This is a genomic window from Ruegeria sp. HKCCD7255 (assembly GCF_013031565.1).
Taxonomy (GTDB): Bacteria; Pseudomonadota; Alphaproteobacteria; order Rhodobacterales; family Rhodobacteraceae; genus Ruegeria.
In genome coordinates this window covers 472,458-486,345 of record NZ_WQAG01000001.1, presented here as the reverse complement: position 1 = coordinate 486,345, position 13,888 = coordinate 472,458, and the positions used below count along the sequence as shown (strand labels likewise).

At 57.0% G+C, this 13,888-nt stretch carries 15 protein-coding genes; 9 read left to right on the top strand and 6 right to left on the bottom strand.

Annotated features, from left to right (window positions below):
* Positions 1-55: 55 nt before the first annotated feature.
* Together GOX45_RS02335 and GOX45_RS02330 are read right to left on the bottom strand one after the other, a co-directional pair.
* Positions 56-919, bottom strand: coding sequence for a GNAT family N-acetyltransferase (locus tag GOX45_RS02335; protein ID WP_171097580.1), 864 nt, complete (start codon positions 917-919; stop codon positions 56-58).
* Complete coding sequence (locus GOX45_RS02330; protein WP_217350244.1) at positions 916-1,731, bottom strand: polysaccharide deacetylase family protein; 816 nt, start codon at positions 1,729-1,731, stop codon at positions 916-918. Before GOX45_RS02330 ends, GOX45_RS02335 begins: the two co-directional genes overlap by 4 nt.
* Before the next feature lie 200 nt (positions 1,732-1,931).
* On the opposite strand from GOX45_RS02330, the gene GOX45_RS02325 reads away from it, so the two are divergent.
* Genes GOX45_RS02325 through GOX45_RS02305 form a run of 5 tightly spaced genes read left to right on the top strand, consistent with a single transcriptional unit; the run spans position 1,932 to position 6,564 of the window.
* Positions 1,932-3,125: a class I adenylate-forming enzyme family protein gene (locus tag GOX45_RS02325; protein WP_171097578.1), complete on the top strand. Its 1,194-nt coding sequence runs from the start codon at positions 1,932-1,934 to the stop codon at positions 3,123-3,125.
* Positions 3,126-3,140: 15 nt separating this feature from the next.
* A complete protein-coding gene (locus GOX45_RS02320) occupies positions 3,141-3,383 on the top strand; it encodes a hypothetical protein (protein WP_171097575.1) in 243 nt (80 codons plus the stop codon).
* Positions 3,376-4,332: an iron-containing alcohol dehydrogenase gene (locus GOX45_RS02315; protein ID WP_171097574.1), complete on the top strand. Its 957-nt coding sequence runs from the start codon at positions 3,376-3,378 to the stop codon at positions 4,330-4,332. Before GOX45_RS02320 ends, GOX45_RS02315 begins: the two co-directional genes overlap by 8 nt.
* A complete protein-coding gene (locus GOX45_RS02310; RefSeq protein WP_171097572.1) occupies positions 4,329-5,375 on the top strand; it encodes a hypothetical protein in 1,047 nt (348 codons plus the stop codon). Before GOX45_RS02315 ends, GOX45_RS02310 begins: the two co-directional genes overlap by 4 nt.
* Complete coding sequence (locus GOX45_RS02305) at positions 5,368-6,564, top strand: acyl-CoA reductase (protein WP_171097570.1); 1,197 nt, start codon at positions 5,368-5,370, stop codon at positions 6,562-6,564. The genes GOX45_RS02310 and GOX45_RS02305 overlap by 8 nt, the downstream gene beginning before the upstream one ends.
* A gap of 12 nt (positions 6,565-6,576) precedes the next feature.
* Here GOX45_RS02305 and GOX45_RS02300 read toward each other — a convergent pair whose 3' ends face one another.
* A complete protein-coding gene (locus GOX45_RS02300; protein WP_171097567.1) occupies positions 6,577-7,707 on the bottom strand; it encodes an ROK family transcriptional regulator in 1,131 nt (376 codons plus the stop codon).
* 240 nt (positions 7,708-7,947) lie between these two features.
* Here GOX45_RS02300 and GOX45_RS02295 point away from each other — a divergent pair, with 240 nt between their 5' ends.
* The 4 genes from GOX45_RS02295 (at position 7,948) to GOX45_RS02280 (ending at position 11,534) form a co-directional block, all read left to right on the top strand.
* Positions 7,948-8,955: a substrate-binding domain-containing protein gene (locus GOX45_RS02295; RefSeq protein WP_171097565.1), complete on the top strand. Its 1,008-nt coding sequence runs from the start codon at positions 7,948-7,950 to the stop codon at positions 8,953-8,955.
* A 106-nt stretch (positions 8,956-9,061) separates the two neighbouring features.
* Positions 9,062-10,132 (top strand): ABC transporter permease, encoded by a 1,071-nt coding sequence (locus GOX45_RS02290; RefSeq protein WP_171097563.1) that lies wholly within the window; start codon positions 9,062-9,064, stop codon positions 10,130-10,132.
* Positions 10,132-10,902, top strand: a complete 771-nt coding sequence (locus GOX45_RS02285) for an ATP-binding cassette domain-containing protein (RefSeq protein WP_171097561.1) — start codon at positions 10,132-10,134, stop codon at positions 10,900-10,902. Before GOX45_RS02290 ends, GOX45_RS02285 begins: the two co-directional genes overlap by 1 nt.
* Before the next feature lie 5 nt (positions 10,903-10,907).
* Entirely contained in the window at positions 10,908-11,534 is a 627-nt protein-coding gene (locus tag GOX45_RS02280; RefSeq protein ID WP_171097559.1) for a hypothetical protein, read from the top strand.
* A 54-nt stretch (positions 11,535-11,588) separates the two neighbouring features.
* Here the strand turns inward: GOX45_RS02280 and GOX45_RS02275 are convergent, their stop codons facing one another.
* The 3 genes from GOX45_RS02275 to GOX45_RS02265 form a co-directional block, all read right to left on the bottom strand.
* Positions 11,589-11,732: a hypothetical protein gene (locus GOX45_RS02275; protein ID WP_171097557.1), complete on the bottom strand. Its 144-nt coding sequence runs from the start codon at positions 11,730-11,732 to the stop codon at positions 11,589-11,591.
* A gap of 125 nt (positions 11,733-11,857) precedes the next feature.
* Positions 11,858-12,859: a glycosyltransferase gene (locus tag GOX45_RS02270; RefSeq protein WP_171097555.1), complete on the bottom strand. Its 1,002-nt coding sequence runs from the start codon at positions 12,857-12,859 to the stop codon at positions 11,858-11,860.
* A complete protein-coding gene (locus GOX45_RS02265; RefSeq protein ID WP_171097553.1) occupies positions 12,856-13,884 on the bottom strand; it encodes a glycosyltransferase in 1,029 nt (342 codons plus the stop codon). The genes GOX45_RS02270 and GOX45_RS02265 overlap by 4 nt, the downstream gene beginning before the upstream one ends.
* Positions 13,885-13,888 lie beyond the last annotated feature (4 nt).

Sequence of the window (13,888 nt, the reverse complement as noted above, 5' to 3'; positions counted from 1 at the left end):
CTTTGTTTGCAACTGCTTGTGACACATCTTGGCGCGCCACCCAAGGGCGCGTGGTTCAATCCAGCTTGAGCGACAGCAGCTGAAGCTCGGTATAAAGGTGATCCAGCTCTGGCCCGTTCAGGCTCTTGGATTTCACAAAGCGCGGTGCGGGCAGTTTGATACGCGTCGCATCGTCTGGGTCACCGCCGCAGAACCGCGCATCTGCCGAAAGCACCGCGTTGTCGGCTGGCAATAGGGCGTCTGCGATCTCTTGCCCGAAACGGGTCAGAAACCCCTCATGCGCGTCACGAATATAGAGCACATCCCACCACGGCTGATCCGCCCCTTTTTGCGTCACCGAAAAGATGGCGAAGCTTTCACCTTCGGGGTGACGCATCAACACCGGGCGCACCCCATAGGGCAGCAGATCCTGCATATATCGCGCCTCATGCGGCTGAAGATGTGGCATCAGATCCGCAGGATCGGTGATCACGTCCAACACCTCCGACCCGGCGCTGCGCCGCTGCCAGTCCCAGCGATAATCGTCCAACGAGGCAAATCCGCAGGCCCTTAGCGCCGCCATTGTGCGCGGATTGCTGGTGCTGGTCATGCTGGTATAGTGTCGATCCGGGTCCGCTGTGGCCCGGACCATCATCAGCAGCCCGGCACTGCCACGGTATTCCTTTTCCACATACCACGCGCACATATTTGTCAGGTTCAGCACCCCTTGCGGCAACATGCGTTGGGAGTGAACGGCCCCCAGATACCCCACAATGCGCCCATCAGCCTCGGCCACATAGCCATAGTTGGGCTTGGGCATGTTCCAGTCATAATCAAAGATGCCGCGCCAGCGTTCTGGCGACAGTTTTGAGTTCATCTTGCCATGCAGCAGCGCCACTGCGGCCTCGGTATCCTCTTTTTCGGCAGGTCGGATGATCATGACGCAAAAACCTCGCTGGGTGCGGGAAACCGGACAGCCGGATGCGCCGTGAGGTGCCCCAAAAGCGTTTCGCAAAAATCCCAGGTGGCGGCGTCGTGATCGATATGATGGGTTAGCAGCCCGGTGGGTTCAGCCGCATCGGCAGAACCGGTCCGACGCGCGATCAAATGGTCGGTGAGGAACGATATGGATTTGGCCGTGCCGGTAAACCGGGCGCCGCCTTTCCATTTGATTGGATCGCAATGGCTGTTGACCAAGCGCAGCCCCGGCGCGGCCTCTGCCGCCGGCCGCGCATCACACAAGGACAGCGCGGTATAGCCCAACGCCGGAAGTTCCGCGACAACGCTCGGGTCAATGCGGTTCCAAGGGGGCACCATGACAGGTAGAAACCGGTCAGGCCCAAACAGGTCCGACAGGCCCCGGCGGCCTTGTTGCAGCTCGTCCAAAACAGTCTCTAACGGTCTGTGACGGCCCAATTCCCACGCCCCTTTGTCACCGCTGCCCTTGGCGTGGTTAATATGCGCATACCCGTGCTGCGCGACATAGGCAGTTGGATGGGCCAGGACCGTATCGGCAAAGGCAACATCCGCAGTCGCCGGAATCGAGGCCAGAACAACGGGTGTGCCCGTCTTGGCCGACAGCGACAGCAGGCGCGACAACTGTGGACCGGGGCGCGAGGCATCATCATCGCGCCACCAGAACGTGGCGATGTGCCCTTGAGCCTGCCATTGATCCAGCTCGGCGTTGAGCGCGTCCCAGGCTTCTGTATGTGCCGCCTCGGTCGAATTTGGCATGTCGCTGTCTTGCGTCACCCTAAGCCCCATCGTTTGTCTCGCCCCATGTGCTATTACAACGGGTCGCGCGATGCCATTGCCAAACGCATGAACACCAAATTGCGAAGTGATTTTACCAGGATACCGACCAAGATTATCCTCGTCACAAGAGTTTCCTTCCCCTCTTTGCAGGGATAAGAGTTGAAAACCACAATTCCTGACCTGTCACCTGCGCGCTCATGATCCTTCACGACCAAACCACCCCGGACTTTCTGCACGATCTTTCGCGGATGTGGCAGCCCGGCACGCCCAGCTTTGCCCTTCTGCCGCACCGGTTTGATCAGGACAGCGCGTGGATCGAAGCCTGCGTGCAGGCGCTGCCCGAAACGCTGCGCACCGATCATGTCTTGCTGGCCACGTCAGGCTCAACCGGGGCGCCCAAGCTGCTGGTGGCCAGCAGACTACGTGCCGAAGCCATCGCCGTTGAGATCGGTCAGATGCAGGGCGTGGCCCCCGGGGATACGGCGATCATGACCCTGCCGCTCAGCTATTGTTTTTCTTTCGTAAACCAATGGGTGCTGGCACAGAAACAGAGTCTAAATAGGATCTTTGCGCGCTTGTCCGATCCGGACCACTTCGCAAAGGTTCTGGGGGAACGCGAACGGGGTTTGCTCTGCCTTGTAGCGGCCCAAGTGCCGTTGCTGAGCGCTTTGGGTGAAGTCAGCTTTCCCAAAATCAAGACCGTGGCATTTGCAGGCAGCCCGTTTCCCTGGGCTCAGTCCCACACCCTTGCCCGGCTGTTTCCCAATGCACGTTTCTTTGACAATTACGGCTGCGCCGAAGCCATGCCGCGCCTGACCATCGCGGACGTCACCGCGCATGTGCAGGCCGATACCACGCCGCCTTTGGGTCAGCTTGGTACTCCCTTGACCGGGATCACCCTGCGCAGCTCTGACAGCGGTGAGCTGCAGTTCCAAAGCCCCTACGCCGCGTTGGGCTCTGTCGCGCCCGAGGGCTATACTCCCTTTGCGCCAGATGGCTGGATCGCGACCGGAGACCGCGCTGAGCAGGATAGCTCGGGTCATTGGCAGCTTCTGGGGCGCACAAGCGAAGTGTTCAAGCGCCATGGAGAAAAGATCTCGCTGCTGCGGCTACGGGAAACCATTGAAACCGTATGGGATCAGGAATTCGTTCTGGCACCTGCAAAGGATCGCTCTGGCGAGCCTGGGGTGCAGCTATTCCTGGCAGGGTCGGCGGATCGTGCCGCCGCACGCACCATCCTGCATAGGTTTCGCGCGGCCCATCCGCGGGCACATTGGCCGCTGCAAATCATTCGCGTTGACAAGCTGCCACGGCTGAGCAATTCAAAAATCGATCTTCTGGCACTGGAAACGCTGCCGGATCAGGAAATCCTCTGGGATCAGCGCGTGTAAAAGGAACATATCTTCATGACCAATCTCGAAAAGCTGCAGGATCTGCTTGAGGACGTGCTTTTGCTCGAAGACGGGCAGTTCTCGCTTGATCTGACGCGGGACGGGGTCGAGACGTGGGATTCGATGGCAACGGTTGCAGTGGCGATTGGGGTCGAAGAGGTGTTTGGTCATCACCCGACCGAAGAAGAAGCCATTGCGCTGGCCAGTGTCACGGACATTATCACCTTCCTGAAAGCCAAGGGTGTCGCCTTTGATTGACCTGCCCCCGCGCATCGCCCTGACGGATCTGCCCGATCTGCTGTCGGGTCGACGCGCGGTGATCACCGGCAGGGTGGCGGCAGCGCAGGATGTGCCCTCTTTGGCCGCGCTTCCCGTTGTCGAGACACCGGCTGAGACCCCATCAGATGCAGAACTAGTGGTGGGGCTGGGCGGCGGTACGCGGCTGGACGCGGCAAAAGCCTGGCGCGGTCGCAACCGACCCGACTGCGCCTTGCTGGCCATCCCGACCCGGTTCGGTAGCGGGGCCGAGGCAAATGATATCGCCGTACTGGATGATCGCGGTGCCAAGACCATTCTGAAAGGCCCGGAATTCCGACCCGAATACCGGGCCTATCTGCCGGGTTTTTTGCAGACCCTGCCCGAGGACGCGCTTCTCTGGTCAAAAGGCGATGCGCTGACTCACGCTCTGGAAGGGCTCTTGTCCCCCCTGGCGACAGACGCGTTGCGCGCAGATCTTGCTGATGTACTACACACCATGCTGGACCTGAGTGACTCCTACGATGCCGAATGGTTCGAACTGTCTGCGCTGGCAAGCGCGGGTCAGGCGCAGGCCTCGGTTGGTCTGGTGCATGGGCTGGCACATGTGCTTGAGGCCCCCGCGCGGGCCGAACTGGCTACAATGGGACGAGAGGATCAACTGGGTCACGCCCGCCTGTGTTCGGGCTTTCTGGCCCCGGTTCTGCGGTATAATTTCACGCGTTCAGACAAAGCGGCGGATCGCCTGAAAGCGGTGGGTATCGACCGCGATGCGGTGTTGGCGCTGGCCAATTCGATCTCGACCCCCGCGCTTGACCTGCCCCTGGATTGGCCCGATTTGATCGAGGCACATTGGAAATCCATCCTGCGCGACGTCTGCACCCGCACCAACGTCGCGACGGTGCGGCACGGTACGCTGCCCGCGTTGATCACTGAGGTCAGCGCGCAATGAACACGCTGATCGACATGCCCGCCTATGGGCCACGCGACGATACAGCGTTCTTAGCCGAGATGAACCGGCTGACCCAATTTCACAGCGACCATTGCCCGGAATACGCCCGGGTTTTCCCCGGTTTCACACCGGTCGCGCGCGTTGAGGATCTGCCCTTTCTGCATGTCTCGGCCTTCAAACATGTGTTGTTTCAAACCCAGGATGGGACGATCCGCTATGAAAGGGTGCTGAACTCATCCGCCACATCGTCGAACCTCTCAAGCCAAATCGCGCTGGATCGGGACAGCACAGTGCTGCAAGCCAAAAGCAGCCGGGCCATACTGTCGGATTTCATTGGTGAGGCCGAACAACCGCTGATCATCCTCGACGCGAAATCAGCACTTGTGCAGCGTGGCACGGTCAGTGCCCGTATCGCGGCGGGGCTTGCGCTGCGCCCGTTTGCGACGCGGCTGTATTTCGGGCTGGCCTCGCAAGACCATGACAGTGCGGTCTTGTGGGATCACCTGCGCGATGCCCTGCACAGTAGCGATAGCGTTCTGGTTTATGGATTTACCTGGGTCTTGTGGCGCCTTTGGGCAGGCAGCGACATGCCCGCAGATCTGGCCGAACGCCTGCGTAATGTAAAAGTGACTTATGTGCACAGCGGCGGTTGGAAAAAGCTGGAATCCGAACGGGTTGCGCCCGCCGCTTTGAAAGACAAATTGCTTGGGATTTCAGGCCCCGGATCTCAGATCATTGACTACTACGGGCTGGTTGAACAAAACGGGTTGCTCTATCCCGAATGCGTGGCGGGGTGGCGCCATGTCCCGGTTTGGGCCGATGTGCTGGGGCGTGATCCGATCAGCCATGATGTGATCTATGACACGCCCGCACAGCTTCAGTTGATGAACGTGACACCGCGCGGCGCGCCCTACCACAGCGTGCTGACCGAAGATCAGGGCGAAGTGCGCCGCGATCCCTGCCCCTGTGGCCGGTCCGGGCGTCGGTTCAAGCTGCTGGGGCGCTTGCCCAAGTCCGAGACGCGGGGATGCGCCAATGTCTGACACCTCCCCCGTCTACCACGGCTTTCGCGACGGCAACGGTGGCGTGGTTCAGGTTGCGCTCCCCTTTGCGCTCGACGCTTTGTGCGCCGAATATGACGAGGTGACAGCCCGCATGGCACGGCGTGCGGCCCCACCGGCATTCAGCCGCGACGAGTGGGGGTATCTTTTGGGTTTTATGCGCGGCTCAGCCCTGCGTGCGGTGTTCACCCAAGGTTTTGGGCCTGCATCCGACGAACTGGATTCAATGCCTGTGCGCATCGCCCGCCCGCGCGCACATGTTGCGATCTGGCTGCCCAATAATGTCAGCCTTCTGGGGCCGCTTACGACCACTCTGTGTCTTTTGACCGGCGCGCATGTTCGCGCCAAGGCCGGAACGGGTTCAGAGAACCTGACAGCGCATCTGCGAGATGAAATCCTGGAAAACGGGGCCGGGCCAATCCTGACACGGCTCTGGCAACAGAACCTGACCGTCGAACAGTTTGACCGCCACGACCCCAGAAATGCAGACTGGTCTTCTGCCGCAGATGCGCGGATCTTCTTTGGTTCTGACGCCGCTGCATTGTCGGTCGAATCTCTGCCACACAAGCCCGGCACACCCTTCTTTGCCTTTGCCGATCACAGCTCACTGGTTTGGGCTGATCCCGCCGCTCTTGATGACGCGGCGCTGACCACTTTGCTGCGTGTCTTCAGGATCTATGGCAAGGCTGGATGCACGTCGCCGCAAAGCCTTGTGCTGATCGACGCAGAGCCCAAAGACGCAATCGCTACTGCCAACCGGCTAAAGGAACTGAGCGATGCGCAGACGGGCACAAACCCGCCCGTTCATATCGCATCTGACAGCTTCATGGCCGATCAGGTGGCCCGCGCCAATGGCTGGCATGCGGTGCGCACCGCAAACGGGGATGCGGTATTCGTGGCCGGAGCACCAGCACCCGAGGACTTGCCGGGGCTGATGAGCCTGAGCGTCATCGCCCAGCCGCGCGAAGAGGCCCTCGCGACGTTGCCGGATGAAATACAAACTGTCGGGCATATCGCAGATCCAGACAGGCTGCGAGATTGGGCACTCTCCCTGTCCGCCAGCCGGGCGTTGCGCTTTGTACCCGTGCAGCAGATGCATCATTTCGGTCCATTCTGGGACGGTCAGCCCTTCTGGCGCGGGCTTTTTCAAGATCTCGACATTCGTATCTGATCCCAAAAACACCTATGTCCTAAGCATGAACCGTTCCGACAGTGGCAGGCTTGCTGCCCCCAAAGGGCGCGCTCTGGCTCCGAGCGTTCCGGCTTGTACATCGGGTCGGATCAGGCCCGAAAGCGGCATTTGGTCCAGCGCCGCGGATACGCGGGCCACGATCTTGTCGCGCAAAGTGTCTGGCATGTTGCCGTCGATCAGTATCGCGGGGAAATCGATGATCGAACACGCGCCCACAATCAGCTGAGTCAAAGGGGGAATGGCATCCTCCAACCAATCTTCGACCATCTCATGTTCGGCGGGTGACCACTCGGCGGCGACCTGAGACGACAGCTGCTCTTGTCCGGTACGGGCGAATAACCGGCGTTCCAGCCCGATCATCGAGGCCTTGTCGATAAGCTGCGAGGCCTCGCCTGTCTGGGACAGAATAGGAAAAGGCCCCACCGCACCTGCGTTGCCCGCGCGCCCGGCGTAAAGCGCGCCGTTCAACACCACACCTCCGCCCACGAAATACCCGATATAGATATAGAGAAAATCGGGTGGGAGCTCGGACGTTCCAAAGGTGAGTTCGGCCCCGCAGGCGCTGGTTGCGTCATTCCCCAGGTACACCGGAAAATCGACAAGGGCATCGATTTCGGCGGCAAGGTCAAATCCCTTCCAGCCAGCCATCTTTTGCGGCTCTATTCCGATGACATTCGCCCATTCCCACAGGAAATAGGGTGAGGCGACACCCATACCGGCGATGCGGGCTTGTTGTGCCGCAGGCAAGGTCGCGCACAGCTCGGCGACCGCGTCTTTCACAAAGGCCAGCACCTCTTGCGGGGTCGGATAGGCATAGTCCTTGTGGATATGCGCCAGCTCTTGCCCAACAAAATTGACAAGGGTCAGTTCAGTGGACCTCCGCCCGACCTTTAGCCCCAGAAAATAAGCGCCATCTGGCGCCAATCGCATCGGGATCGAAGGTTGACCTATCTTGCCACGGATCTTTTCGCCCTTTTGCAGCAGCCCGTCTCGCTCCAGGGCACGCATGATAACCGACACGGTTTGAGCCGAAAGTCCGGTCTTTCGGGCCAGATCGGCCTTGGGCAGAGGTCCTTGGCGGCGCAGGATAGTCAACACCAGACGTTCGTTCCGTTCGCGCATGGCAATGTGATTTGAGCCCGAATTCTCAAATTTATCTACGTTATCAGATAGTTTTAAATTCGGTCCATCCACGGCACGTTTTCCCTTCGGCACTAGAATGGCGGCAGGTCATATATCTCGTCAATACTAAATCAAGTTGATTTATTTATTGACCGCAGAGGCGAATCGCAATTACGATCCTGACAGCGCAATTCAATTGCGCGGGTGGGCCAAGCCTGCCCGATCTACTGGGAGGATATCATGAAGACATTACTGACAGCCGCTTTTGCGGCCACTGTGGCGTGGTCTGGCGCGGCGTTTGCAGAGACAAGCGTTTGCCTGATTACAAAGACCGACACGAACCCGTTTTTCGTGAAGATGCGCGAAGGCGCCGAGGCAAAAGCAGCTGAGCTAGGCATGACGCTCAAGTCTTTTGCAGGCAAGATCGACGGTGACCATGAAACCCAGGTTCAGGCGATTGAAACCTGTATCCTTGACGGAGCTTCGGGCATTCTGCTGACCGCTTCTGATACATCATCCATCGTTCCTGCCGTGAAACAGGCGCGCGATGCGGGGCTTTTGGTCATTGCTTTGGACACACCACTTTCACCGATTGACGCTGCCGATGCGACCTTTGCCACTGACAACTTCCTGGCAGGTGAGCTGATCGGAAAATGGGCCGCTGGCACGATTGGCGATACATCTTCGGCCAAGATCGGCATGATGAATATCAACGTATCGCAGCCCACCGTAGGCGTTCTGCGCAATCAGGGTTTCCTCCAGGGCTTTGGCATCGACCTTGGTGATCCGGCCAAGTGGGGCGATGAAACCGACGCGCGGATCGTGAACAACGAGGTGACAAACGCCAATGAAGAAGGTGGCCGCAAGTCGATGGAAAACTTGTTGACCATGGATGCAGGCACCAACGTTCTTTACACAATCAACGAACCGGCAGCCGCTGGTGCACATGAGACGCTGAAGGATTTCGGCAAAGTCGATGATGTGATCGTAGTATCCGTCGATGGCGGTTGTCCGGGCGTACAGGCCGTTGCCGATGGTGCAATTGGCGCGACCTCACAGCAATACCCGCTGCTGATGGCATCTTTGGGTGTTGAGGCGGTGAAAGCCTGGGCCGATACGGGTGCGAAGCCTGAGAATACACCTGGCAAAGACTTCTTCGACACAGGTGTGGCCCTTGTCACTGATAACCCGGTCGATGGTGTTCCTTCGATCTCATCGGCTGAAGGGCTAGAGCTCTGCTGGGGCTGATCTGATCCCGGGCACATCACGGAGGGCGCAGCCTGTGCCCTCCGTTCTGCCTCAGGCACCCAAAGCCTGAAACACCGCAATCCTGCATACGCGCCAAGGGGGGATCATGTCCGACAGCAAGGCAGAAAAGGAATTCGAATCGGGGCTGGTCGGCGCCGAAGACACGGTTGCCGAGTTTGAAGACACACGGAAGGGTATCATCGGGCGCATCCAGCACTCGCTGCATGTCAATCCGGCTTTGGTGCCGCTGATCGTCCTTTTGGCCTCGGTCATCCTGTTCGGAATGCTGATTGGCCAACGGTTCTTTTCGCCCTTCGCCATGACGCTGATCCTGCAGCAGGTTCAGATCGTGGGCATCGTGGCCGCGGCTCAAAGCCTGGTGATCCTGACCGCAGGCATCGACCTGAGCGTTGGTGCGATCATGGTGCTGTCGTCAGTTGTGATGGGTCAGTTTACCTTCCGCTATGGAATGCCGGTGGAGCTTGCCGTGCTGTGCGGCCTGTCTGTTGGTATGATCTGCGGGCTGATCAACGGTTGGTTGGTCGCCTATATGAAGCTGCCGCCCTTCATCGTGACCCTGGGCACTTGGCAGATCATTCTGGCGGCGAACTTCCTCTATTCCGCCAATGAAACCATCCGTAGCGCGGATATCGAAGAGGTGGCTCCTTTGCTGCAAATCTTCGGTACCAAGTTCAAAGTTGGAGATGCACAACTGACGCTGGGCGTGATCTTCATGCTCGCGCTGGTATTCACGCTGGCCTATGCGCTGAAACAGACCGCCTGGGGGCGGCATGTTTACGCGGTGGGCGACGACCCGGATGCCGCTGAACTGGCCGGGGTGAACGTCAAACGCACGCTGATTTCGGTCTATCTGCTGTCCGGTTTGATCTGCGCCTTTGCAGGCTGGGCCATGGTCGGACGCATCGGATCGATCTCGCCCACGGTCGGACAGTTGGCCAATATCGAAAGCATCACCGCGGTGGTGATCGGAGGCATATCGCTGTTCGGAGGGCGCGGCTCGATCCTGGGCGCGCTATTCGGAGCACTTATCGTTGGCGTGTTCACCCTTGGGCTGCGCCTGCTTGGGGCCGACGCCCAATGGACCTTCCTTCTGATCGGCCTGCTTATCATTGCCGCCGTCGCCGTTGATCAATGGATCAGAAAGGTATCTGCATAATGGAACCGATCCTCAAAGCCCGAAACCTGGTCAAACGCTATGGGCGTGTAACGGCCTTGGATCATTGCGATTTTGAGCTTATGCCCGGTGAAATTCTCGGCGTGATCGGAGATAACGGGGCCGGTAAATCGACCCTAATCAAAGCCCTCTGCGGCGCCGTCATCCCTGATCAGGGCGAGGTGTTTCTGGATGGAACCAAAGTCGCGTTCTCATCACCGATCGAAGCGCGCGAACAAGGCATCGAAACCGTCTATCAGACCCTGGCCATGAGCCCCGCACTTTCGATTGCAGACAACATGTTCATGGGGCGCGAGTTGCGCAAACCTGGCATCATGGGCAAAGTCTTTGGTCAACTCGACAAAAAGAAGATGCAGGATTTCGCGCGCGAGAAACTCACCGAGTTGGGCCTGATGACGATCCAGAATATCAACCAAGCGGTTGAAACATTGTCGGGCGGGCAGCGGCAGGGCGTGGCTGTGGCACGCGCGGCTGCCTTTGGATCCAAGGTTATTATCCTGGACGAACCGACTGCGGCGCTCGGCGTCAAGGAAAGCCGCCGCGTGCTGGACCTGATCCAGGATGTCAAAGCGCGCGGTATCCCGATCATCCTGATCAGCCACAACATGCCTCATGTGTTCGAGGTCTGCGACCGCATCCATATCCACCGCCTTGGCAAGCGCCTGACTGTCATTGATCCGAAAGACCATGAAATGTCCGACGCCGTCGCTTATATGACCGGCGCGAAAAGGCCGGAAACAGCCGCTGCGTGACACCCATGGATCTCGAGGAACAGGTCAACCGCATTGTTGCGTTGATTAAGCCGTCCAAGGTCAAAGACACACGCCAGTTGATCGCAATCGCCGGGCCACCCGCATCGGGCAAGTCCACGCTTGCCGAAAAGGTCCGCCAACGGCTTGAGCAAAACGGGATACCCTGCGGGCTGGTGCCCATGGACGGCTTTCATCTGGACAATGACACTCTGTCAAATCGCGGTCTTCTGGCCCGTAAAGGTGCACCTGAAACCTTTGATACCGAAGGGTTCAACGATCTTCTTTCGCGCGCATTACGCGAAGACACCGTCACCGTTCCGTTGTTTGATCGAAGCAGGGATTGCGTCGTTCAGAACGCTGCGCGCATTGACGTGTCTCAAAGACACGTGGTCGTTGAGGGCAACTATCTCTTTCTAAAAGATCCAGCATGGCGCCCTTTGACCCAATACTGGTCGTTGAGCGTGTTTATTGAACCCAAGCTTGATGTGCTCAAAGAGCGACTGATAAACAGATGGCTCGATCATGGCTATCACCCAAACCAAGCGCTTGAAAAAGCAACTGAGAACGACCTTGTCAACGCAAGGCTTGTTCTTGAACAATGCGACAGATCGGTGGTCGATCTGATCCTTTGAACGCTCTCCTTAGATTGGCTACCTGTGCGACGGTCAACACTTACGTTTGCAAGATTACCGACCATCAAGATGCCAGATGCCATCGAATGTGCCGTTCCAACCATCAAAGAAATGATGCTCGATAGTGGTCACGTCCATCGCGCGCACGGCAAGCGTTGTTCGGCAAAACGCCCGCTGGTGCCTTTTCAGCGTCGGCAACTCACAAATGGCAAAGAGTTGCACAGGTCACACTCGATGTGCTTTCGTGAGTTAGCGCGATTGGAGGCGTTTGCTGTCGATCGCGCTATGCGCCAGCTTGTATCCAAACCGATGCGTAAACGGTCTTATTTCGAACGATCTCTCTTCATTCGCCGTCGGATTCGACCGATGTAGATGAGACGAGGCAGTTTATGCGGATAGCGGATAGCCAATTGCAATAAACTACGCTCGTCTTCGAGAAGCTTCTCAAAACGGCCTTCCTTCTTTAGCCACCTTGGGGCAATCGACCTAAATTTTTCGTCGAACGTAATCTCGTCAGAGTCAGTCGACGCGTTGGAATCTTTTGTCTCAATAGGTTTTTCTGTCCGAATTTTTTCTCTCCGCACATACCGTTTCACAAATTCCTGACCATAGAACCTTTCGATTACCTTCTCAGGATGGTTTGAATATCTACTGTAAACATCGGCCCACTCGGCAACGCAGCGTGTTGCGTTTTGTGCGGAAAACCCTCCGCCATAGTACCTGCATACGAACAGTTCAGCATGCTGAATTTGGTAACCCTTTGCATGCGCACGAAGCAGCAGATCGTGGTCCGCGACAATGCGTAGCTGAGTGTCAAAGGGTTCTTTCGCAAGCAACTCACGTTTGTAGAAGGTTGCCTGATGGCAGGGAAAACGTCCATGCCAGCCACCTTCTAAATTACCATCAGATAAACGCTTGGCGAGCTGATCCATTCCAGAAGCTCTTCGGAAATGATGCGCGCCGCCGGACACGTAGTCATGGTCACCATATAGAATATCGGGTTCTCTTTGCAGAAACTGTGAGACCTCTGTCAAAGTGCCCTGCTTGAAGAAGATGTCACCCGAATTCAGAAACACGACATATTCACCGGTAGCTTTTTCACACGCGGTATTCATCGCCGCGTACACACCCTCGTCAGGGCAAGACGCATAATAATCAAAGGCTTCTTTATACCGATTGAGATACTGGCGGCCAGGGTCAGACCAGCTGGACCCATCAAGAACGACCCATTCGACTTCTGTGTAATTCTGCGCGAGAACGCTTTCTGCAGTCCTGGCAAAGTCACTGTCAGGGTTAAGAACAATTGTGACGACCGAGATCTTCATTGACGAAGACCAGCTTGAATTGTCACCTGACGTTCAAACTCGGATCCGGGATCCGAGATGTTAGCGGTGTATCCCTGCGTGAGAACGTCCTCAAGCCGTTTCACGTCCTGCAGCCAATTCTTGCGACCGCGCGCTACGCTTTCGAGAATCCGGTCTGACATCTCCAAAAGACCATTTTCGGTCAGAGATGGAAGACTTTCTGAACCATGGTTTTTTCCAAGCAAAAACCCGGTCTCTCCGTCCGAAATGTATTCGTTAAGCGTAGGTTTATCCGGTCCAATGACAATTTGCCCGCTCGCCATTGCTTCAAGAAAGCTCATTCCAATACCTTCGGCTTCACGCGGTGCAAAATAGACAGCGTGTTTACGCGCTTCTGCGATAGCCTGTGCTTTGCTCTCGTACCACTGGGAAAACGCAAGCTCGATCGTAGGCCCACCAGACGAAGCGGAAGCCAACAGTGTTGCTTTTCGCTCTTCTATCTCAGACGAAAAATCTCCGGCAAGATGTATTTGTAGTTTTTGGATCCCAAGAACGCGACACGCCTCGATTACTGTTTCTCCGTCATAATCCGTGCCCGGTCGACGTTCCCAGAAATATGCAGATAATGGCCCGTCAGCTTGCCAAAGCCTTGTCTCGACCTCGGGATAATACCGAACCAGGACACTGTTGCAGCGAGCAGCTTGAAGAATGGAATGCATAGCAAAGCTGAACGATACAAAGGTTGCTCTTGGAAATCGTTGCCAAAATTCTTCTTTCAGTTGAATCGAGCCATCATACATTGGAATAATATTGAATTGTCCGGAAACGTGATGGTAAAGCCGGCTCGCTGCGAGTTCTGATTGCCAAAAAAATAGATGTTCATACTCGTTATCGAGAAACGGAGTATAGTCAAACCCGTAAGGGTCAGCTGGATCGAAAAAGAAAGAGTCAACTTCGAAGAACTTCGATACGATTTCTTGAAAAAACTTACTCGACCCAGTTTTTTCGTGAAATGTATGTCCAATAAACGCAGCGCGCTTTTTCATTATC

Bases quoted from the DNA above. Each gene is read 5' to 3' on its own strand.
- GOX45_RS02335 (WP_171097580.1), bottom strand. From the start codon at position 919: ATGATCATCCGACCTGCCGAAAAAGAGGATACCGAGGCCGCAGTGGCG.
- GOX45_RS02325 (WP_171097578.1), top strand. From the start codon at position 1,932: ATGATCCTTCACGACCAAACCACCCCGGACTTTCTGCACGATCTTTCG.
- GOX45_RS02320 (WP_171097575.1), top strand. From the start codon at position 3,141: ATGACCAATCTCGAAAAGCTGCAGGATCTGCTTGAGGACGTGCTTTTG.
- GOX45_RS02310 (WP_171097572.1), top strand. From the start codon at position 4,329: ATGAACACGCTGATCGACATGCCCGCCTATGGGCCACGCGACGATACA.
- GOX45_RS02305 (WP_171097570.1), top strand. From the start codon at position 5,368: ATGTCTGACACCTCCCCCGTCTACCACGGCTTTCGCGACGGCAACGGT.
- GOX45_RS02300 (WP_171097567.1), bottom strand. From the start codon at position 7,707: ATGCGCGAACGGAACGAACGTCTGGTGTTGACTATCCTGCGCCGCCAA.
- GOX45_RS02295 (WP_171097565.1), top strand. From the start codon at position 7,948: ATGAAGACATTACTGACAGCCGCTTTTGCGGCCACTGTGGCGTGGTCT.
- GOX45_RS02290 (WP_171097563.1), top strand. From the start codon at position 9,062: ATGTCCGACAGCAAGGCAGAAAAGGAATTCGAATCGGGGCTGGTCGGC.
- GOX45_RS02285 (WP_171097561.1), top strand. From the start codon at position 10,132: ATGGAACCGATCCTCAAAGCCCGAAACCTGGTCAAACGCTATGGGCGT.
- GOX45_RS02280 (WP_171097559.1), top strand. From the start codon at position 10,908: ATGGATCTCGAGGAACAGGTCAACCGCATTGTTGCGTTGATTAAGCCG.
- GOX45_RS02270 (WP_171097555.1), bottom strand. From the start codon at position 12,859: ATGAAGATCTCGGTCGTCACAATTGTTCTTAACCCTGACAGTGACTTT.
- GOX45_RS02265 (WP_171097553.1), bottom strand. From the start codon at position 13,884: ATGAAAAAGCGCGCTGCGTTTATTGGACATACATTTCACGAAAAAACT.